This is a genomic window from Streptomyces sp. NPDC003036 (genome assembly GCF_040611175.1).
Taxonomy (GTDB): Bacteria; Actinomycetota; Actinomycetes; order Streptomycetales; family Streptomycetaceae; genus Streptomyces.
In genome coordinates, this window is the sequence record NZ_JBEXNO010000009.1 from 1 (window position 1) to 22,071 (window position 22,071).

Sequence of the window (22,071 nt, forward strand, 5' to 3'; positions counted from 1 at the left end):
GCCGCGCCGGCCCGTCAGAACAACAAGCCTCTTCCTCCGGCTATCGCGGAGAAAGAGGTGTCGGCGTACAAAAAGGGCTTGCCCAGGTGGCCTGAGTGAGGCGACCATCAGGACCTTCGAGAGCGACCGCGGGGACCTGCCCACCCCGACCGTTGCCCGCAGCTTCGAGGAAGTCCTCGGCTGGGCTCCGGGCAGCATCAAGACCACGCTGCCCGAGGCGATGGGCCGTGAGCCATCAGCCGACTTGGCCATGGACCTTGAATAGGCGCTCTGTCTGATCGCTGACCGTGGGCCTCGTCTGCTCAACCCCCGAGAGAGAACGAGGCCCTGGCCGCGACTTGTCAGGGAGGCGACCCGGGCCCGCACCGACAAGCTACCGACACCCCCGCACGGCTCTCCTCGGACACTCCGCCCGGCCCCGTCAGGTCACCCGATCAGTGGCTCCCGAACTCGCCGGAGAACACTGCCCACTGCCGAGTACATCACCGCCACGAACGGCCTACACCTCGCTCCCGTTCACACCGGAGCAGTGGCTCTCATACGACCCGATGAAATCAGGCCCGGGTCAGGCGCAGGAACAACCTGCGGGCGGGGCTCCCTCGTGTGTGGACTCAGTAGGTGTTTTTGGACCAGAGTAAGTGGGCGATGTTGAAGGCTGATCGTTGATTGAGCATGGCCTTGTACGATGGCAGACAAACTCGGTTGCGGCGGCGCGGGGAAGCCCAGTGAGATTCGTTCCATGGACGGTGCAACAGACGATGTGAACCACGCAATCGCCCTCGAGTTGCAGCTCATGGACCCGCGTGTCCGCGCCTCCCCGGAACTCGCCGGGCAACTCCTCGACCCAGATTTTGTGGAGGTCGGCGCGTCTGGGCGACGGTGGACGTATGAGGCCATGCTCGCCGAACTACCCGACCATCCGGGCAGTTCGCTGGATGCTCCCCGGTTCGAGCCCTCAGACATCTCAGGAGTGCTGCTCGCACCGGGGCTGGTGCATCTGACGTTCGAGACCATGCTCGGCGAGCGCAGGACGAGGCACAGTTCGATCTGGCGCAAGGGAGAGGGAGCTGCGGGGTGGCGGATGTACTACCACCAGGCCACACGCGTGCCCCCAGGTATCAAGTAAGGAAAAGTTCTCGCGCCATACGGAGCGGCCAGCCTGGCCGGGCCGGGCCCAGTGAGTAAGGCCTGGTCGACCTCGCCGCCGCCGAACAGCGGCAGGCGGCCGGGGCCAGCCAGGCCGGATCCCAGCCGACGCCGCCCGACACACCGCCCGGTCGGCGCTGGGCAACTCAGCCGGACCCGCGGACCGCGCGGCGCGGCGGGCGCGGTTCGCCGCAGCTGGAGGACCCGCGGACCGCGCGGCGCGGCGGGCGCGGTTCGCCGCAGGCAACCTCACAGCGGCGCGGCTGTCCATGGGCCGGTACGGGACGCCGGCCGCTCCGCGCGGCGCGGCGGCCGAGGAGCCCGGCGGACAGGCGGAACGGGCGCTGCACGGGCCCACTCGGCCAGCTCGCCCACCAGATGCGTGAGCCGCCTGCGGGCCGTTTACCAGCGCGCGGCGAGTGTTGCGTTCGACGATGGCCATGTACCGCAACGTCACGCGGGCGATGGTGGCGACCTCACCAGTGAGCTGCTTTCAGCGTCGACGCAGTGTAGGGAGATGCTGCCGTTCAACGAGTTCCCGGCGGACTGGATCGTTCGCCTCACATACCGTTATGCACGCGCAGTGCGCACGCCAACCGCTTGTCTCCACATTTCACGGGGGGTATGAACGTGTCGGAAATAGATGACGACTGGCTGTTGAAGGGACGCACCACAGAGCTCGGAATAATAGATTCCGCCGTCCGGCGGGGCCAAGGCGCTCTAATCGCCGGGTATTTCGGTATGGGCATGAGTCGACTGCTCTGCGAGGCGCTGACCCGCGCCCGGTCCCAGGGTCGGGTCGTGCTGTCGGTCGGCGGCATAGGTGGCAGGGCCGCCGACGCGGGCGACGCTTTCGACACCCTGGATGAGTGCCTGGCGCGGATGCGGCGAATGCGCCGTGCGGAAGGATCCGGCCCTCCCGTGCTCGGCATCGACGACGCACACCTCCTCGACACCGCCGCCGCCGCGCAGCTCCACACCTTGGCCTCCGCCCATCGCGTCTGCGTGATCGCGACCGTCATGCGGGAAGTCAGCCCGCCAGTGGGCATCGACCGGATGTGGCTCGAGCATCACGTCGAGCGTGTCGACCTCACCCGCTTCGACCGGATGACCGCCGCCCGAGCTCTGCGCGCCCGGCTCAGCGGCAGCGTCGGGACCGCCACGCTGGAGCAACTGTGGTCCGTCACCAGCGGACACCCGCTGCTGTTGCGGGAGCTGGTCGAACAGTCCCTCGCCGATGGCTCGCTCCACCGGGTGGACGGTGTCTGGCGCTGGAGAGGTCTGCCCGCCACGCCCGCCGAGCGGCTGGCCAACGTGGTGCTGCTCCGACTACGAGATCTGAGCCCAGAGGAGCACGAACTGGTGCGCATGCTCGCCGTTGCCGAACCCCTGGAGACCGACCTGATCGTGCAGTCGGGGCTGGGTTCCGCCGCCGAGTCGCTGTACATACGCGAAGTGGTGAAGGAGGAGCGGTGCGGGCGCCGGGTCCACCTGCGGCTGACCGAACCGCTCAGCGGATACGTGCTCCTCTCCCAGATCTCCGAACTCACCGGGCGCCGCCTGCGCAAACAGGTCGCCGACGCGCTCACCGCCACCGGCGCGCGCAGGGAGGACGACCTGCTGCGCATCGTCACCCTGCGCATTGACGCGGGGCTCGCGCTCGAGCAGGCGCAGCTCCTCGGGGCTGTCCGCAGCGCCGTCCAGCGGGAGAACCACCAGATCGCCGAGCGCCTGTGCCACGTAGCTCTCGCCCGTGAGGGCGCCGGGTCCGCTGACGGCGCCGCCGCCCGGCTGCTGCTCGCCCGGGCGTTGTTCGGCATGGGTCGCCACGAGGAGGCGGAACGGCAGTTCACCGCTGCGGCCGAGGTTCCCGGGTCGGTCCGGAACACCACCGAGTATCTGGCCGCCCTGCGGGATCGCATCGACAACCTCGCCTGGGGGCTGCGCCGCGTTGAGGAAGCTGCAGCGCTCACGCACAGTACGGTGGAGGACCTGGACGGCGCGGCGGCCAGAGCCCTTGAGGGCTCCCGGGCCGCGCTCGCCCTTCTCGCCGACCGGTTCGCCGACGCCGTCGCCGTCGCCGACCGCGTGCTCCCGCTGGAGCCCGCAGGCTCCCCCGCGGTACAGACCCTGCTGCCGGTGGCCGCGTTCGCCCGCCTGGAGCTGGGGGACCCGGTCGGTGCGCTGGAGCTGCTTCGCGCCCATCAGGGGCGCCTCGAGGACTGGGAGGAGGACGCCCGACGCTGCCAGACCACGGTACTCGTGGAATGTCTGTACCACCTGGGCGACCAGGACGCCGCGGCCTCAGCGCTCGAGGACATGGACCGCGGCACCGGTACCCACGACCGCTCCCAACAGCTGCGGACCTCCCTACTGCGGGCCCGCTTAAGCCGTCAGGGCGGCCGTCTCACGGAGGCGGTGGCGCTGCTGCGCGAAGCCGGCGCCGTACGCGGACGGCGGCACTGGCTCGACACCCGGGCCCGGGCGGTCGGCTGGCTGGCTGGCGCCCTCGCCGAGTCGGGCGAGCACAGCGAGGCCCTGTACACCCTGATCGAAGCCGGACATGAAGAGTACGTCAGCCGGGACTACGTGATCGTCGAAGACGGCATAGCCCACGAACGCGCCTTGGTGCTCGCCTACTCCGGAGACGTCTCGGGATCCGTCGCCCAGGCGCTGGAGGTCGCCCGGCGCGCCGCTGCGTCGGGCCGCAGCCTGGCTGCTGTCGCGGCCCTGCACCTAGCAGCCCGCGTCGCAGACGCCGCACCCCTCGCCCACCAGGCACGCAGGCTCGCCGACGGCACCACCTCCGCACTCGCCCGCCTCCAAGCCGACCACATCGCCGCGCTCGCGGCGTCTGACGGCGACGCCCTGAGCGACGTGGCGGCCCGGTTCCGGGCCATGGGCGCGCTGCCGCTCGCCGCAGAGGCCCTGGCTCAATCCGGCCGCGCCAACCAGTCGGCCGGACAACTGCGCAAGAGCCAGGCGGCATGGGCGGAATGCCAGGAAGTCCTTACCGCCACGAAGGGCTCGCTGCCGCCCTGGGCGGCGTGGGAGACGCCGGACGAGAGTCCGGCCGCCACGCTGACCACCCGCGAGCGGGAAGTCGCGGTCCTGGTGGCGTCCGGGCTGTCAAACCGTGAGGTGGCAGCCCGTCTGGTGCTCTCCGTACGCACGGTGGAGAACCACCTACACCGCACGTACAACAAGCTGGGCATCTCGGCGCGCACGGACATCGGCCGCGCCCTCACGGACCGGAGAGGCGGCCGCACCGCTGCCTGACAGACCTGTCAAGCCTACTTGTCGCAGTGTGGTGAGCAGCCCAGGCGCCTGAACAGGCCGCCTCACACACCGGACGGACTGAAGTATGCGCCCGGGCGGGTCGAAAGGACGCGCGCAAGAAGCCCTCCGCTGCTGTCGCTGAGTTCGCCCGTCTCCGGGTGCGGGACGGGTGCCAAGTGCGGCGGCAGCGGCGGCACCCGCGATGACAAGTACTCCAATGCCGCCCGCAGCGCCTGCTGTTCGTCCGTCAGCCGGTCGACATGCTTCCGCAGCCGGTCGATCTCCTGCGCGTTGGTCGAGTCGGCCCCCACCGGGCCACCCCTCTCAGCGGCCGACCGGTTGGTGCCCGCCTGCGGCCACGTCCGTACGTCGGGTCTATGCCCCGGGCTCAGCGCCGTGCCGGCCCGGCGAACCGACCCGGTGGTCGCCTCGGCCCTGCACTGCGCGTGGTGGCGCGCGAGTACCAACTGGCTGCGAAAGCCCACACGGTCGGGATGGGCCGCAACCAGCTCCTCCAGCGGGGCAAGCACCTGCCGGTACCGGCCGATGCGCACCGAGGCGTTATACAGGTTTTCCAGCGCGCGCAGCCTCTCCTCCTCAAGGCGGGCGGCTGCTTCCGTGTACAGCGGACCGTAATAGGAGCCGTGCTGAGCTGGTCCGCGCCATAACATCAGCGCCCGCTGCAAGAGCGCGACGGCAGTGGCCGGATCACTGACCACGCACTTGCGGGCCCTGGCCGCGAGAAGCCGGAACTCCACGCAGTCGAGTTCCTCAGGGCGTACGTGCAGGAGATAGCCGGGGCCCCGGGCGATCAGCCGAGGGGTATTGGCCCGGGCGGGCTCGCTCTCGATGAGCAGTTGCCGCAGCCGCGAAACGTGGGCTTGGAGCGCGTTCGCCGCCTTGTCCGGGGCGCGTTCTCCCCACACCTCTCTAATCAGCTCGTCCTTCGGCACCGGCGAGGACGGCCGGGCCAGCAACGCCCCTAGCAGCAGACGCTGCTTGGGACTGTTCAGATGGATCCGGCGCTGTCGCACCTCATCGAAGATCTCCAGCGTACCGAACACACGGAACTGCATCTGCGTACCCCTCATTCCGCACGGCCCCCGCCATGCGATTCGTTCGAGCAAAGCAGGGAAAGCGCGCGATGGCTTGAGTACGCGACACTCAAACCGATACGGTCGAAATCGACGGTCGGCCGTGAGATCGTACGTGGCGAGTTTGCGCAGGTAGAGCAGGGTGGAAGGATCCGGTCGGCCATGGAGAGCGGATCCTTGCCGCCCGGGCCGGGGCCCGGCGGCGCTCACCGCCCCGTCGGCATGCCGGGACTCCTCGCGACGTTCCATCCGCGCGGGGATCAGCTCGCTGATCAGGTGTTCAGTTGAGGGGATCGTCGTACTGGTCAGCTCTGCGCCGCAGAGCAAGGCCGGCTCGCGCTGTAGGACTACTTCGCCACAGGTTGTTCAGTCTGACCACCAACCCCTACCGCAGTAACGGCGCCGGAAGTCGCTCCTGTTGCTCCGGTGGCGTTTACAGCCTAGCCACTTCATGACTTGGCTCCGCGTGTACAAGCTCAGGCACTGGAAGGTCGCGCTGGACGCCCCCAGGGCGGAAGTAACAGCACCAGGCCGGTGGCCGTTCCGCCCCGCAGATCGCCTCGCCCCTGTCCTCGCGGCCTTGAGGGCCTTGCGCGAGGGGTAGGTGTAGAAACAGCACCAGCTGGACCCGCGTTTGCAGTGGCGCTGGATGTGCCACCCGAGGAACTCCAGCCCTCATCAGATATGGGTGATGAGGGGCTTCTCCACGGACAGGCGCAAACCCATCGTGGACAACACCTCCTCAACCTCGTTGCGCAGAGCTTCGGCGTTGTCCTTGGTGCCGTGGACCATCAGCACCAGTCATCCACGTACCTGGAAAACCGGTAGTTCGGTAGCCGTTTACGACGCCGCTTGCCCCGAACCCGGGGCGTAGGCCCCGGGTCTCCAGGCGACAAACGTCGCTTTCTTGATCCCGGAAGGGCAGCTTCGGTCGTGGTGCGAGCCGGTGCAGTCGGACGGTGTGGGTGACGCGTTAGTTGGCGGCCGAGGGTGAGCCAGTTGATGCGGCGGGCCTTGGTAGCGCGGGGTGAGCCTCGGCCGGGGCGGCCCTGGCGCCAATGCGGATTAGGTGGGCGCCTATGCCACGGATTCCGGTATGGCTGTACCACGTCAACGAACTACAGGGCCGGAAGCAACACGTAGATTCTCTGCGAGCCCTTGACGTCCTCCGGGTGCCCCCGCTCGAGCAGCGCGCTATGCCTCGCGGGCGGCACGCTGACACCGTGCTGACAACCTTGCGCAAACCTGACACCTACGCCCGCCGATCCACCTCGCCATCGACATCGCCACAGTTCAGAACCTATATCGACGGTTCGCCGCACCGCCGCTCCCATGTCAGCGGGTACCCGGCCGGGGCCTCTTCGGCTGCACTCGCCGCGAGCGCCTGCCTACGGTCCCAGCTGTGCGGGGCGAACCCTGCACAACAGCCCGTGGAAGGGAACGTGGGGAATGCGAAGGGTTTCGGCCGAAGAAGCACAGCAGTGGCTGATCAAGAAGATCGCCCACCGGACGGGTGTCCAGCCCGCCGACGTACCGCCGGAGCAGTACTTCGACGAGCTGAAGCTGGACAGCACCGAAGCGCTCATCCTCGCCGGTGAGATGGAGAACTGGCTCGGCTTCGAGCTCGGCACAACGGCGCTCTGGTACCACCCGACGATCCAGGACCTGGCGGCGCACATCGCCGAGGAGAGTGGGCAGCGTGCCACAGCCGCGTAAGGCGGTCCGCCTGGCGGTGCCGCCGATTGTGCTGCGGCACCGGCCGCCCGCTGCGGGGGGACGTACCGTCTACGCCGTCCACCCGGGCGCCCTACCGGTGGGCGTCTGGGGCAACCTGGCCGAAGCCCTGCCCCGGGACACCGGTCTCACCATCCTCGACCTGGCCGGGGTGCCCGAGTACTTCGAGGCCGCCCTCCTAGGCGACCACGACGACCTCAGCGTCGCCTCGCTGGTCGACCGCCTCGCCAACGCCTACAGGGACGAGCGTGCAAGCGCCCCGGACGGGCCGCCGCCCGTTTTCGCTGGCTGGTCCTTCGGCGGCGTCATCGCCCATGCGATGACCGAGTGGCTCGCGCGGGACGAGCGGCCCGACCGGCTGATCCTCCTCGACAGCATCGCCCCGACCTACGCCTACCAGCATCCCGAGGAGGCTCTGGACGCGCCCCTGCTGCTGCGCTGGTTCGCGATGTACCTGGGCGCGAAGCGCGACCGCACTATCTCGCTCGGCCCCAGCGGGACGGACGGCCGGGACACCGACACTGGCCTCGTCCGCCTCCTCGACGCCGCCGTCAAGAGCGGCGCACTGCCGTCGAGTACCCCGCTTCCTGGTCTGCGGAAGCTCTACAGCACTTATGTGGACGGCCTGTTGCGCAACAACCGCCTCACCGCCGGCCATCGGCCCGTGCCCTCGACCGTGCACCTGGTCCTGGTCAAGGCCGAGGGGAGCCTGATCGAGCAGGACGACACCCTGGGCTGGACGGAGCTCGCCGCCGACGGCCTCGACCTGCACACCGCCCCGGGCGACCACTACACGATGCTGACCCGTCCAGACGCCGCTGCGGCCATCGCTGAACTGTGCAGCCGCCCCTGACCGGGCGAACCCACTGTTCGCCCCAGAACCTGAGAGACTCGCCGTGAAACATTCGCAGGACACCGACATAGACCGTCGGCTCGCCCGTGACCCCATCGCCATCGTCGGCCTCTCCGCCCTCTACCCCAAATCCCGTGACGTGAGGGAGTTCTGGGGCAACATCGTCGCGGCATCCGATTGCATTGAGGACGTGCCCGAGAGCCACTGGGACCTCGACGAGCACTACGACCCGGACCCGACAGCACCGGACAAGACCTACTCCCGGCGCGGCGGCTTTATCCCGAATGTCGCCTTCAACCCACTGGAGTTCGGGCTCCCGCCTAACACCCTGGAGGTCACCGACGTCCTCCAACTGCTGAGCCTCATGGTCGCCCGCGACCTGCTCAAGGATGCGGGCGCCGACCAGCCCTGGTATGACGCGTCGCGCACCGGCGTCATCCTCGGCATCACCGGCGCCAACCAGCTCACCCAGCCGCTGACCGCCCGGCTGCAGACCCCGGTCATCAAGGAAGTCGTCCGCAGCTGTGGTCTGACCGACCAGGACGCGGAAGAGATCGCAGCCAAGTTCGCCAAGGCCTACGCCCCGTGGGAGGAGAATTCCTTCCCTGGCATGCTCGGCAACGTCGTCGCCGGCCGGGTCGCCAACCGCCTCGACCTCGGTGGCATCAACATGACGGTCGACGCGGCCTGTGCCAGCTCCCTGGGCGCCGTGCGGGCCGCCGTGAGCGAGCTCCTGGAGGGCCGCTCGGACACCATGCTGGTGGGCGGGTGCGATGCCGAGAACACCATCTTCATGTACCTGTGCTTCAGCAAAACCCCGGCGATGTCGAAGTCCGGCCGTATCCGGCCCTTCGACAAGGACGCCGACGGCACGCTGATCGGTGAGGGCATCGGCATGCTGGCGCTGCGCCGCCTCTCCGACGCCGAACGCGACGGCAACCACATCTACGCGGTCCTGCGAGGCCTCGGCACCTCCAGCGACGGGCGGTTCAAGTCCATCTACGCTCCGCGCAAGGAGGGGCAGATGACCGCCCTGCGCCGGGCCTACCACGACGCCGACTGCTCGCCCGCGAGCGTCGGGCTGTTCGAGGCACACGGCACCGGCACCGCCGTCGGCGACGCCACCGAGCTCAGCGCGCTCTCCGCCGTCGTCAGCGAGGCCACCGACGAACGCGGCTACGCGGCGATCGGCAGCGTCAAGTCCCAGATCGGACATACCAAGGCAGCGGCCGGGGCGGCCGGCCTGATCAAGCTGGCCCTCGCGCTGCACCACAAGGTGCTGCCGCCCACCATCAACGTCGACCGGCCCAGCTCGGCCGTCGAACCCGCCTCCGGGCCGTTCCACGTCAACAGCGAGCTACGCCCGTGGATCCGCGAGCCCCAGCGCCCCAAGCGCCGTGCCGCCATCTCGTCCTTCGGGTTCGGCGGCACCAACTTCCATCTGGTCCTGGACGAGTACGGCGACGGCGACGACCTGCGGGTAATGTTCCCGGTCGCCCAGGTTCACCTATGGCACGCCCCGGACACCACCGGGCTCGAGAAGGCCCTCGCCGAGGGCGCGCCCTCGCAGGGCGGCCCGGCACCGGCCGGGCACGCGCGACTCGCGCTGGTCGCCCGGACCGACGAGGAATTGACCACTCTCCGCGAGACGGCGCTGCGCGAACTGCGCGCCCGCAAGGACGCGGAGTCCTGGTCGCACCCCAAGGGGATCCACTTCCGCCGCTCGGCCATGGCCGACCCCGGCAAAGTCGCCGCGCTGTTCGCCGGACAGGGTAGCCAGTACGTCAACCCAGGTATGACGGCCGTGCTTGCGCTGCCACCGCTGCGTAGCGCCTTCGACCAGGCCAACCGGCACTTCGAGGGCATAGAGCCGCTGTCCCGCGTGGCCTTCCCGGCACCGGCGTTCGACGTTCAGGGCCGCACGGCGCAGGAGACAGCACTGCGGGCCACCGAATACGCCCAGCCCGCCATCGGCGCACTGTCCGCGGGCCAGTTCCGCTATCTGACCGAGCTCGGCTTCGCGCCCGAGGGCTTCCTCGGGCACAGCTTCGGTGAGCTAACCGCCCTGTGGGCCGCCGGGTCCCTCGACGATGACACCTACTTCGCCCTGGCCCGGGCCCGTGGCGCCGCGATGGCCCCGCCCGCGGACGCTGGCTTCGACGCCGGTGCGATGGCCGCGCTCTCGGCCTCCGAGGAGCGGGTGGCCGAACTGCTCGTCGACCGGGCCGGGCTCGCCGTCTGCAACCGCAACGCGCCTGACCAAATCGTCGTGGGCGGTGCCACCGAAGAGGTGCGCAAGCTGGTCGCGGCCGCGGGGGAGGCCGGGATCAAGGCCTCTCATCTGCCGGTGTCCGCCGCGTTCCACACCCCGTTCGTGGGCCACGCGCTCGACGCGTTCCGTACGCACGTCGATGTCGCCGACGTGCGCGCGCCACGCGGCCCGGTGTTCGCCAACACGCGTGGCGCGGTCTACGGAGACGACGTCGCCGCCAACCGCAAGGTGCTGGCCGAGCAGCTCATCCACCCGGTGGACTTTGCCGCCCGGGTGGAGGAGATGTACGCGGCGGGCTTCCGCGTCTTCGTCGAGTTCGGCCCCAAAAGGGTGCTCGCGCAGCTGGTGCGCCGCACACTCGGCGACCGCGAGCACCTCGCCCTCTCTATGGACGGCGGCCCCGGCAGGGACGCCGACATGGCGCTGAAGCAGGCGGTGGCCCACCTCGCGGTTCTAGGCCTGCCCCTCGGCACCGAGGACCGCTATGTGGCGCCCGTGCCGGTGAGCGAGCCCGTGAAGAGCATGAGCGTCCTGCTCAACGGCATCAACTACGTGTCCCCGGAGCGCCGGGCCGCTTACCGCGACGCGCTGGAGAACGGCTATCGCGTCACCCTGCCGACGTCTCCCGCGCCTGCTCCGATCATCCCGGCTGCGACTCGGGCCCAGGCACCGGTTTCGGCGATGAGCCCGGTTGCGGGCCCAGCTGCGGCCACCGTGGTGGCCAAGGCCCCCGCGCGGGTCCCCGCACCCGCCGCGCCCCAGAAGGCCCCAGCTGCCGCCCATCCCGCCCCCACTGACACGGAGGCAGCCCACGTGGACGCCGACCACCTGGCCCAACTGATGAGCGATCACCTCGCCCTGCATGACGACTACCTCACGGGTCAGCTGCACAGCACCGAGCGCCTTGCGGCGCTCCTCGAGCGCGCCGCCGACCAGGGCCGGGTCGGCGAGGTGCTGCCCGGCGTCAACGCCGTCAAGGAACACGGTCTAGCCATCGGCCGTACGCATCTGCGTGCCAATGAGATCCTGCGCGACCTCGCTGGGCTTGAGAGCGGCACGGTCCCAGCGCGTCAACTCGCTGCCCCTGCGCCCGTCGCCGCACCTCGCCCCGCGCCCGTGGCTCCCGCCCCGGTCCCGGCGGCTCTGCCTGCCCCGAAGACCGTGGCAATAACGGCGACATCCGCACCGCCGGCCACCCCGGCTCCGGTCACGGCCCCCCTAGCCCCCACCCCGGTCTCCGCACCGACTGCGGCTCCGGCCGTGGACGCAGAGGCAGTCCGGGCGGCGCTGCTCGAGGTCGTCGCCCAGAAGACCGGCTACCCCGCAGACATGCTCGACCTGGCCATGGACGTCGAGGCCGACCTCGGTATCGACTCCATCAAGCGGGTCGAGATCATGGGTGTCCTCCAAGAGCGCTTCGCCTCCGATACTTCCGCAGGCCCCGAGCAACTCGCCGAACTGCGCACGCTGAAGGACATCGTCGACTTCGTCGCCGGTCACGCACCGCCGGCCACCCCGGCTCCGGTCACGGCCCCCCTAGCCCCCACCCCGGTCTCCGCACCGACTGCGGCTCCGGCCGTGGACGCAGAGGCAGTCCGGGCGGCGCTGCTCGAGGTCGTCGCCCAGAAGACCGGCTACCCCGCAGACATGCTCGACCTGGCCATGGACGTCGAGGCCGACCTCGGTATCGACTCCATCAAGCGGGTCGAGATCATGGGTGTCCTCCAAGAGCGCTTCGCCTCCGATACTTCCGCAGGCCCCGAGCAACTCGCCGAACTGCGCACGCTGAAGGACATCGTCGACTTCGTCGCCGGTCACGCACCGTCGGCCACCCCGGCTCCGGTCACGGCCCCGGCAACGACTCCCGGCGCCGAGCCCGACGTCACAGCAGAGCGGGACCGCATCGGCCGGGCTCAGGCGGTGCTGGTCGCGCTGCCCACGCCCGACAAGCTTACCGACGCCTACCCCGAGAACGCCGGCGCGCTCGTCGTAGACGGCGGCGGCGACCTCACCCCGGTGCTCGCCGCACGGCTCGCCGACCTGGGCTGGCGAGTGCACATTCTACGCCTGCCGGGCGTGCCGGAGCGCACCAGCAGCTCCAAGGAGCACACCCTCACCGGCTGGGGCGTGACCGAACTCGCCGCACGGACTGAGGAGATAATCGCCGACGGCATCTCCCTCGTCCTTGACCTGACGGTCACGCAGGGAGATACCTGGGCCGACGGTGTGCGCCGACTGTCGCACTCGCTGCTCCTCGCCAAGCATGTCATCGAGCCACTGGCCAAGGCCGCCACCGACAGCCGAGCCGCGTTCGTTACCGTGACCCGGCTCGACGGTGCCTTCGGCTTCGGCGGTGTCGACGAGGAACTGGCGCCCGCCGGCGGTGTGGCCGGCCTGGTCAAGACCATGGCCATCGAGGCGCCCGAGGTCTTTTGCCGTGCCCTAGACCTCGCTCCCTCCCTGGACACCGCGACCGCGGTCGGCCTGATCCTCAACGAGGTGTACGACGCGGCGACCGAACCCGTGCAGGTCGGTCTCGACGGCACTCATCGGGTCGGACTCGGCCTCGGGGGGGACGAGCCGTCGCTCGCCTCAGGTTCGGACCTGCCGCCTCTCACCTCCGACGACTTCCTTGTCGTCACCGGCGGCGCGCGCGGCATCACCGCAGCGTGCATCGCGGAGCTTGCCCGCCGTGAGCGCCCGGGGCTGCTGCTGCTCGGCCGCACCCCGCTCGAGGAAGAACCGGCCTGGGCGCACGGCGTCTCGGAGGCCGGCCTGAAGGCCGCCGCCGCAGCCGAGCTGAAGACCGAGAGTGAAAAACCCACCCCCAAGCGGGTCGAGCAGCTCTACCGGTCCGTGATCGGCGCCCGGGAGATCCGGCAGACCCTGGAGCAGGTACGGGCGGCGGGCAGCGAGGCCGAATACCTGGCCGTCGACATCACCGACCTGGCCGCCACCGCCGCCGCCCTGGCCCCGTACCGGGAGCGCGTCACGGCCCTGGTGCACGGTGCGGGCGTATTGGCTGACCAACTGATTTCTGGCAAGAAGGCCTCCGAGATCGAGCGGGTCTTCGCGCCGAAGCTGGCCGGGCTGCGCTCGGTGACCGCGGCGCTGGACACCGACGCGCTGCGGCACGTGGTCCTCTTCTCCTCGGTGGCCGGCTTCTTCGGCAACCGGGGCCAGTCGGACTATGCGATGGCCAACGAGGTGCTGAACACCTGGGCGGCGTCCTGGAAGCGGCGCCACCCGCGGACCCGGGTCACCTCGCTCAACTGGGGTGCCTGGGACAGCGGAATGGTCTCCCCGGAAATCAAGACCGTCTTCCGGGAGCGCGGCATCACCCTGATCCCGGTGGAGACCGGAGCCGCGATGTTCGCCGAGCAGTTCACGGCGGAGCGCGCGGGGGACGTGGTAACCGTGCTGGGTCCGACGACCCCGCTGTCCGAGCGGGGGGCCGAACCGCTGACCGCCACGGTGACCGTGGAGCGCCGACTGGACACCTTGCTGACCGACCCGGTCGTCGCCGACCACGTGATCGGTGGCTCCCCGGTGCTCCCGGCGGCGGTCGCGCTTGGCTGGGCGATCGGCGCGGTCGAGCGGACCTGCGGCGCCGAGGTCCGCGAAGTGCACGACTTCTCGGTGCACAAGGGGATCGTCTTCGACGGCACCCAGCCCGACACTTTGCGCCTGGTGATGACCCCGGCCGGGGACGCCACCACCGAGGTGGCTATCTGCTCGGTCGGCGAGGACGGGTCCATGCGCCCGCATTACGGGGCCGCAACCGGCTTCTCGGTACCCGCCGCCACCAGAGTCGAGGGACTGCCTCCGCTCGGCGGCGGCCGGGACGCCGCCGGTCTCTACACAGACGGCACGCTCTTCCACGGGCCGTCCTTGCGCGGTGTACGCCGGGTGCTCGCCGAGACTGCGTCCCGCCTCGTCCTCGAGTGCTCGCTGGCGGAGCTGCGTCCCGCAGGCGGCGGGTTCGCTGGCTCGCGGTTCGCTCCCGGCACCGCCGACCTGCTGCTCCAAGCGGGCCTGGTCTGGGTGCGGCTGTTCCGCGGTACGGCCGGACTGCCCCTGTCGGTGCTCCGGGCGGAGCTACACCACCCGCTCCCGGATGGCGAGCCGTTCCTGGTCATGGTGGAGCCGGGCGCGTCTTCCGGCGGGGCCAGTACCTCACTAACCATCACCGCCTGTGCCCCGGACGGCCGGGTCCTCACCCGCCTCGACGGTGTCACTGTGGTCTCCGCTCCCCAGATGGAGGCGAAGTTTCGTCGGTAGCGAGCGCGTCGGCCGCCCGGTCGGCCCCACCGGGGCCAGCTGGCGGCTGACCCCGCCGCGCATCTGGCGAACCACGAGCAGGCCGGTCTGGACGGTCTTCTCAGCTGACCCTGGCCGTCCGGACCGGCCGCCCTTGAGAAGGGACCCCAAAGCTCTTATGAGCAAGTACGCCATCGTCGGCCTCTCCTGTCTGTTCCCAGGAGCGCGGACGCCTGCCGAATTCTGGCGGAACCTCCACTCCAGTACGGACAGCCGTCAGGAGGGGGGAGAAGAGGTCTTCGGGGCCGTTCCCGAGGCAAGGGACCTCGATCCGCAGCACGACATCTACTGCCGCCGCGGCGGCTTCATCAAGGACTTCGAGTTCGACCCCTCCGGCTATCTGCTGGACGGCGCCCACCTCGCCCGGCTCGACCGGCTCTTCCACTGGTCGCTACACGTGGCCAGGGAGGCGCTGCGTGACAGCGGCCACGCCGAACGCCCCCAGGTGCTGGCCCGCACCGGTCTGGTCCTTGGCAACTACTCTTTCCCCACGCCCACTTCGGCGCGGGTGAGCGTGCCGCTGGCGCAGGAGGCGGTACTCGAAGGGCTGCGCCGCTCCGGACTCCCGGAGCTGGCGGGGCTGCCCGGCGGCACCCCGCTGGTCGACGGCGGGCCGCTCATGGAGGAAAACCTGCGGGTCAGCGGCTCCCCCGCCGGGGTCACCGCCGCCGCGCTCGGGCTCGGCGGCCCACGCTACGCACTGGACGCGGCCTGCTCCTCCGCGCTGTACGCGCTCAAGCTGGCCTGCGACCACCTCGCCACCGGGCAAGCCGACCTGGTGCTGGCCGGCGGCGTGTGCGCCCCCGACCCCACTCTGATCCACCTGTCCTTCTGCGACCTCGGCGCCTATCCGCGCAACGGGTTCAGCCAGCCCTTCGACAGCCGGTCCGGGGGTATCCTCACCGGTCAGGGCGCGGGCATGGTCGCGGTCAAGCGCCTCGCGGATGCCCTGCGCGACGGCGACCGCATCCACGCCCTCGTAGAGGGCATCGGGCTGACCAACGATGGCAGCGGCCGTCACCTGCTGGTCCCTCAGGCCCACGGCCAGCTTGGTTCGTACGAACTCGCCTACGCTGACGCCGGGTTCGGCCCCGAACTCGTCGACTATGTCGAGTGCCACGCCACCGGCACCCCGATCGGGGACGCCACCGAGGCTGAGTCCGTCGCACGGTTCTTCGGCGGGTCCGGCAAAGTGCCGCTGATCGGTTCGGTGAAGGGCAACATCGGACACCTGCTCACCGTCGCCGGGCTGAGCAGTCTGCTCAAGGTCGTGCTTGCCATGGGCGAGGGGCACATACCGCCGACCCTCGGTGTGGACCAGCCGGTCACCTCCCAGGACGGCACAGTCGGCGCGCCGGTCCTGGTGCGCAACGGCCGCGCCTGGCCGGACGGCGACGGACGACGCCGAGCCGCGGTCTCTGCCTTCGGCTTCGGCGGGACGAACGCGCACGTGGTGCTCTCCGCACCGGATCCAGGTGCGGCAGACGCACACGCGGAGCAGCCCCCAGTCGAAGCGCCTCCCCTGGACATCGTTGGGCTCGGGGCGCACTTCGGCTCCCTGTCCAGTGTCGAGGAGTTCGAACACGCCGTGCACAGCGGCTCCGACGCAATTACGCCGCTGCCCGAGCGCCGCTGGCGCGGCCTGGAACAGTCCTCCGGCGGCTCCCTTGAGGGGGCCGGGGTCACGGCCGGGAAGGGTCCCCACGGCGCCTTCGTAGATGGTTTCGGCATCGACCCGGTGGACCAGCGCATCCCGCCAGCCGACCTGCGGACGTACAACGTCCAGCACGCGCTAGCCACCAAGGTGGCCGACGAGGCCTTGCGGGACGCCGGGTTTAGCCGGGAGGTGCCCGAGGGCGCCAAGGCGCCCGCCCCACGCCGGATAGCCGTCGTGGTGGCGATGGAGACCGAGCCTTACAGCCACGCCCGCCTCACCCGCTACGGCCTCGGCGCCTTTCTGCGCAAGGAGTACGAGCACGCCGGGCTGCGCCTGACCGACGAGCAGCAGGTTGCGCTGGCGGCCGTGGCCCGTGACGCCGTGGTTGACCCGATCACGGCCAACGAGGTGCTCAGTTACATCGGCAATGTCATGGCGAGCCGCATCTCCTCGCTGTGGAACCTGACCGGCCCGTCATTCACGGTCTCCTCCCAGGGGTCGGGCACCACCGAAGCCCTGGAGACCGCCCGGCTGCTGCTGCTCGACCCGAGCATCGAGGCCGTGCTGGTCGGCGCCGTCGACATGACCGGATCCGCGGAGAACGCCCTGCTCAAGCCCGGCGCCCTCGCCGCAGCCGGGCTGACGTTCGGCGAGGGGACTCAAGGGCGGCGCGTCGGCGAGGGAGCCGGCGCGATCGTGGTGAGGCGGCCCGGCGAGACGGACGGCCGCATCTACGCGCGTCTGGAGTCGCTTGCTGTGCGGCATGCCGCCGCGGCCGACGGGGCGGTGCCCCGGGCCGATGCGGACACCCTCGTGACGGCCGCAGAAGCGGCACTGTCCGCCGCCGGGGTGAGCGCGGCAGACATCGGTTACGTGGAGGCCCACGCGGGCGGCGCCGCCACTACGGACCGGGCCGAACTCGCCGCTCTGGCCCGGGTCTACCCGGTCGGCGACGGCAGCGTGGCCCTGGGCAGCGCCAAGGCGCAGATCGGCGACGCCGGGTGCGCCGCAGCCATGGCCGGGCTAATCCGCACTGTGCTCTGCCTGCACCACGGCTACCTGCCCGGTACCAGCGGCTGGCGCCGCCCGGCCGAGGAGCTGGTCGAGGACTTCGCCGCCTCCGCGCTGTACGTGCCCGAGGCGTCCCGCCCGTGGTTGCGCACGGCCAGGGGGACCCGCCGCCATGCGGCGGTAAATATGATCGGCTCCCAAGGGGCCCACGGCCACCTGGTGCTGTCCGCCGACGCCACCCGGGGCGCCGTCGCCCGTAGCGACTGGCGCAGGGCGGGCGGGGCGGTCCTGCTGCCGCTGGCGGCCGACACGCTCGACGGGCTGCTGGCCGCCGTCACGCGCCACCAAGAGCTACTGGAGAGCGGCACCTCTCCGTACAAGATCGCCCAGGAGGCGGCCCGGCAGCTTTCCGGCATGCGGCTGCGCGCGGTGCTGGTCGGCAAGGACGCGGCCGAGTTGCGTGCCCAGCTCGAGCTCGCCGCCAAGGGGATCGCCGAGGCGCACGCCAAGGGCGGCGAGTGGGCCACTCCGGCCGGGTCCTTCTTCACCGCCCGGCCGATCGGCCCGGACGGCAAGGTGGCCCTGGTCTACCCCGGCGCCTTCAACTCGTACCCCGGGCTCGGCCAGGACTTCTTCCGGGCCTTCCCCGGACTGCTCGACCGGTTCGAGGAGCAGGCAGACGAACCCGCCCGGCTACTGCGCGCCGACCGCCTCTACCCTCGCACCCAAGTCACCCCCGGGCGACGGGAGCTGATGGCGCTGGAGTCCTCACTCGGCCAGGACATCCCGTTCATGCTCGCCACCGGGACCAGCTTCGCCATCCTCTACACCGACCTGGTCCGCGAGGTCCTCGGCGTTACCGCTCATGGAGGCTTCGGCTATAGCCTGGGCGAGTCCAGCATGCTGTTCGCTACTGGCGGCTGGCTGCCCGAGGGCCGCCGCGATGGCCTGATCAGCGACACACCGGTCTTCAAGGACCGGCTGTGCGGACCACGCCGCACCGTACGCGAGCTGTGGCACCTGCCGCAGGAGACCCCGGACGACGCCGTGTGGGCCACGTTCGTGCTGCTCACCGATGCCGACCGGGTGCGCGAGGCCCTGACCCGCCATGAGCGGGTGCACCTCACCCACGTCAACACCCCCGGCGAAGTGGTGATCGCTGGTGACCCGGCGCAGTGCCACGCCCTCATCGGCGAACTCGGCTGCCCGGCGGCGCGCTCGCCGGCCAACGTGGTCATGCACTGCCCAGTCGTGGACACCGAACTCGACGGCCTGGCCAGTCTCAACGACTACCCGACCGGCTCGCTCGGCGGCCTGGAGCTGTTCAGCGCCTACGACTACGAGGCACTGTCAGAGCTGGACCGCAAGAGTGTCGCGAGGCGCATCACCCACACCCTGCGCTCCACGATCGACTTCCCGCGCCTCGTGCGCACCGCGTACGAACGCGGCTTCCGCTACTTCATCGAGGTCGGACCGAGCGCGACCTGCTCGCGCTGGATCCGTGACACACTCGGCGACTCCGCCCATGTCGCGGTGCCCGTCGATCGGCGCGGCGTCCCGGCCACGCGGTCGGTCGCCCAGCTAGTGGCCCGCCTGGTCGCGCACGGCCTGGACGTAGACCTGACGGCCCTGTTCGAAGCGCCCGCGCCCGCCGTGCGCGACAGCCGCGCCATCCGGTTCCGGGTGGGCGGGGGCGACCCCATGCCAGCCCGTATCAGCCAGGCTGTCCGCGCCCTGGCCACGGGGGACGGCCCCTTCTCCGCGACCTGCCCCGCTCCTGTACCCGTACCGCCGGAGGAATCCGCCCTCATGCCCGCCGACCCCACCCTCGCCGACGAGGTCATCGCCTTCGACGGCGAGCCGATCTCCCTCCTGCTGCCTTTGGCGCCCGCGGCGCCGGTGACGGCGGCCGCTCCCGCCGCCGCAGTCGCCGCGCCTCTCGAGGACACTGCCGCGTACGATTCTGACGCCCCGGGGCCCGGTGGTTCCCTCGGTACGCCCGTCGCCGCCCCGGCCCCGGCCGGACACGGTCCTTCCGCACCCGGCGGCTCCGCCGCCTCCGCGCTCGCCAGCGAGATGCGCCGCCAGATGCTCGACACGCACTCCGTCGTCATGGAGACGCAGCGCGTCCTGCAGTCGGCCACGCTCAGCAGGACCGAGGCCATGCTGGACCCGGCCGCGCCCTTGCCGAGCGCCGTGCCCGTCCCCGCACCCCGGGCGGCTTTGCCGCCCGAACCGAAGCAGGCCGCCCTGCCCGCCCCCGTACCGTCCGCTCCCGTGGCGTCCCAGGTCCTCGAGAGCGAGGTGGTCTGGGACGAAGGGGACCTTCTAGAGTTCGCCACCGGGCACGTCGCCAAGGTCTTCGGGCCCGATTTCGCCGTCATCGACGGCTACGCCAAGCGCGTCCGGCTGCCCGCGCCGCCGTACCACTTCGTTACCCGCGTCACCCGCGTCGAGGGCACCACGGGGGAGCTCAAACCCGCGAAGATCACGACCGAGTACGAGATCCCGGAAGGCGCCTGGTACGCCATCGACGGAGGCGTACCGCCAGCCGTGACCGTCGAAGCCGGCCAGTGTGACCTGCTGCTGGTCAGCTACCTCGGCATCGACTTCCGCAACAAGGGCGAGCGCGTCTACCGGCTGCTCGACAGCTCCCTGATCTTCCATGGCCCGCTGCCGCGCACCGGGCAGACTCTGCGCTACGACATCTCCATCGACCGCTTCGTCCACCAGGGCGAGACGACGATCTTCTTCTTCAGCTACCTCTGCTATGCCGACGGGGAGCTGATCCTCGAACTCAAGGACGCCTGTGCCGGGTTCTTCAGCAGGCAGGAGCTGGACACTCCGCTCGGGGTCGTCATCACCGAGAAGGAGAAGGCCGAGCGGGCTGCCCTCACCAAAAAAACGTTCAAGCCGCTCGCGTACACGGACAAGAACCGTCTGACCCCGGCCGACCTGGAGCTCCTCGCCCAGGGCCGCCCGGGCGACGTCTTCGGCCGGGACCACGCCCAGGACCCGGGCGTCAACCCAGCTTTGCGGCTGCCCGACGAGCGGCTGCGGATGGTGGACGAGGTCACTATCGACCGCACCGGCGGCCCGCGCGGCCTCGGCAAGCTCAGCGCGGTCAAGCGGCTCCAGCCGGACGCCTGGTACTTCGAGTGCCACTTCCCGGACGACCCGGTGCTCGCCGGGTCGCTGGTGGCCGAGGGCGCCGTCCAGCTCCTGCAGATTTACCTGCTGCACCAGGGCATGCACCTGACGCTGCCGGACGCTCGGTTCCAGACGATGACCGACCTCCAGATCGACGTCCAGGTGCGCGGCCAGATCACGCCAGAGCACCAGGAGATCCGCTACGAGGTCGAGATCATGGAGCTGACGCTACTGCCGCGCGCCTCGGTGGTCGCCGACATTCTGATCTACCTGGGCGACAAGCCGGTCATCCGAATGCGCAACCTGGGCCTGCAGGTCCGCGAGAAGGAGGGCACGCCCTACCGTCCCGAGACCGGCGGAGTCCCTGCCTTCCTCGGCCGCCGCAACCGCGACGGCGAGCCCGCGATGATCAACGAGATGCACTTGGCACACGCCGCCAAGGGCGAACTCGGCATCGCCATGGGCCCCGAGTTCGACATTTACGGTGAGCGCCGGGCGCCCTACATCCCCAACGGTGACTTCAAGTTCGTCGACCGGGTCATGTCGCTCTCCGGAACCCGCGGCGACCTGAGCCCAGGCTCAGAGATGGTCACCGAGTACGACTCGGCCCCCGACTCCTGGTACTACCGGGAGAACTCCTCTCCGTCCATGCCGAACTTCGTGTACATGGAGTCCTCCCTCCAAGCGGCCATCTTCCTCGGCTACTACCTCGGCGCCACGCTGAAGAAGCCCGAGGAGGAGTACGCGATCCGCAACCTCGATGGCCGGGCCACTCTCGTCAAGGATGTCGACTTGCGCGGCAAGACCATCCGCCACCACTCCAAGCTACTGCTGACCAGCGCGGTCTCCGGTGCCGTCCTGCAGAATTTCTCGTACGAGCTCTCTGCCGACGGCGAGGTCTTCTACACCGGCGAGTCGCTATTCGGCTACTTCAGCGACGCAGCCCTCGCCAACCAGGCCGGCCTCGACAACGGCGCCTACGTCGCACCATGGCTGGAGCAGGAGAAGCCGGACCCCGCCCGCGTGCGCACCATTGACCTATCCGGTCAAGCCCCGGCATTCCGGGACGCGACGGGCGGGCAACTACACCTGCCCGGCGGTCACTTCAAGCTGGTAGACAGCGTCGCCCTCGTCGTCGACGGTGGCCGCCACGGGGTCGGCTATCTGCACGGCAAGCGCGAGATCCACCCCGACGAGTGGTACTTCGACTGCCATTTTCACCGCGACCCGGTCATGCCCGGCTCGCTCGGCGTTGAAGCGGTTCTGCAGATCCTGCGCCTGTTCGTCATCGAGACGAACCTGGCCGACGGCTACGAGCGGCCGCACTTCGCGATGGCGACCGACGTGGAGATGGGCTGGAAGTACCGCGGCCAGATCCTGCCGCACGACCAGGAGCTGATGGTCGACGTGCACGTCAAGGAGGTCCGCCGCGAGGACGGCCGCCTGCTGGTGATCGCCGATGCGGACTTGTGGAAGCCGGGCCTGCGCATCTACGAACTTACTGATGTCGCCATCGAGGTCCGTCCGGCCCCCGCCCAGGCCTGACGGCCCTGCG

7 protein-coding genes are annotated in these 22,071 nt (G+C 70.2%); 6 read left to right on the forward strand and 1 reads right to left on the reverse strand.

Annotated features, from left to right (window positions below):
* Window positions 1-739: 739 nt before the first annotated feature.
* Window positions 740-1,126 (forward strand): nuclear transport factor 2 family protein, encoded by a 387-nt coding sequence (locus ABZX67_RS08785; protein WP_355356664.1) that lies wholly within the window; start codon window positions 740-742, stop codon window positions 1,124-1,126.
* A gap of 767 nt (window positions 1,127-1,893) precedes the next feature.
* Complete coding sequence (locus ABZX67_RS08790; RefSeq protein ID WP_355356356.1) at window positions 1,894-4,425, forward strand: helix-turn-helix transcriptional regulator; 2,532 nt, start codon at window positions 1,894-1,896, stop codon at window positions 4,423-4,425.
* Between the two features lie 62 nt (window positions 4,426-4,487).
* Here ABZX67_RS08790 and ABZX67_RS08795 read toward each other — a convergent pair whose 3' ends face one another.
* On the reverse strand, window positions 4,488-5,501 hold the full coding sequence (locus ABZX67_RS08795; protein ID WP_355356358.1) for an AfsR/SARP family transcriptional regulator: 1,014 nt from the start codon (window positions 5,499-5,501) through the stop codon (window positions 4,488-4,490).
* A gap of 1,467 nt (window positions 5,502-6,968) precedes the next feature.
* On the opposite strand from ABZX67_RS08795, the gene ABZX67_RS08800 reads away from it, so the two are divergent.
* From ABZX67_RS08800 to ABZX67_RS08815, 4 genes are all read left to right on the forward strand, one after another.
* Window positions 6,969-7,235: an acyl carrier protein gene (locus ABZX67_RS08800; protein WP_355356359.1), complete on the forward strand. Its 267-nt coding sequence runs from the start codon at window positions 6,969-6,971 to the stop codon at window positions 7,233-7,235.
* Window positions 7,219-8,106 carry an alpha/beta fold hydrolase gene (locus ABZX67_RS08805; protein WP_355356361.1) on the forward strand — a complete coding sequence of 296 codons (888 nt, stop codon included), beginning with the start codon at window positions 7,219-7,221 and terminating at the stop codon, window positions 8,104-8,106. The genes ABZX67_RS08800 and ABZX67_RS08805 overlap by 17 nt, the downstream gene beginning before the upstream one ends.
* 43 nt (window positions 8,107-8,149) lie before the next feature.
* Window positions 8,150-14,659 carry an SDR family NAD(P)-dependent oxidoreductase gene (locus tag ABZX67_RS08810; protein ID WP_355356363.1) on the forward strand — a complete coding sequence of 2,170 codons (6,510 nt, stop codon included), beginning with the start codon at window positions 8,150-8,152 and terminating at the stop codon, window positions 14,657-14,659.
* Window positions 14,660-14,816: 157 nt separating this feature from the next.
* Window positions 14,817-22,061 (forward strand): beta-ketoacyl synthase N-terminal-like domain-containing protein, encoded by a 7,245-nt coding sequence (locus ABZX67_RS08815; RefSeq protein WP_355356365.1) that lies wholly within the window; start codon window positions 14,817-14,819, stop codon window positions 22,059-22,061.
* Window positions 22,062-22,071: the final 10 nt, after the last annotated feature.

What these genes read in the sequence shown, in the direction of transcription:
- ABZX67_RS08785 (WP_355356664.1), top strand. Translation starts at nt 740, where the DNA reads ATGGACGGTGCAACAGACGATGTGAACCACGCAATCGCCCTCGAGTTG.
- ABZX67_RS08790 (WP_355356356.1), top strand. Translation starts at nt 1,894, where the DNA reads ATGAGTCGACTGCTCTGCGAGGCGCTGACCCGCGCCCGGTCCCAGGGT.
- ABZX67_RS08795 (WP_355356358.1), bottom strand. Translation starts at nt 5,501, where the DNA reads ATGCAGTTCCGTGTGTTCGGTACGCTGGAGATCTTCGATGAGGTGCGA.
- ABZX67_RS08800 (WP_355356359.1), top strand. Translation starts at nt 6,969, where the DNA reads ATGCGAAGGGTTTCGGCCGAAGAAGCACAGCAGTGGCTGATCAAGAAG.
- ABZX67_RS08815 (WP_355356365.1), top strand. Translation starts at nt 14,817, where the DNA reads ATGAGCAAGTACGCCATCGTCGGCCTCTCCTGTCTGTTCCCAGGAGCG.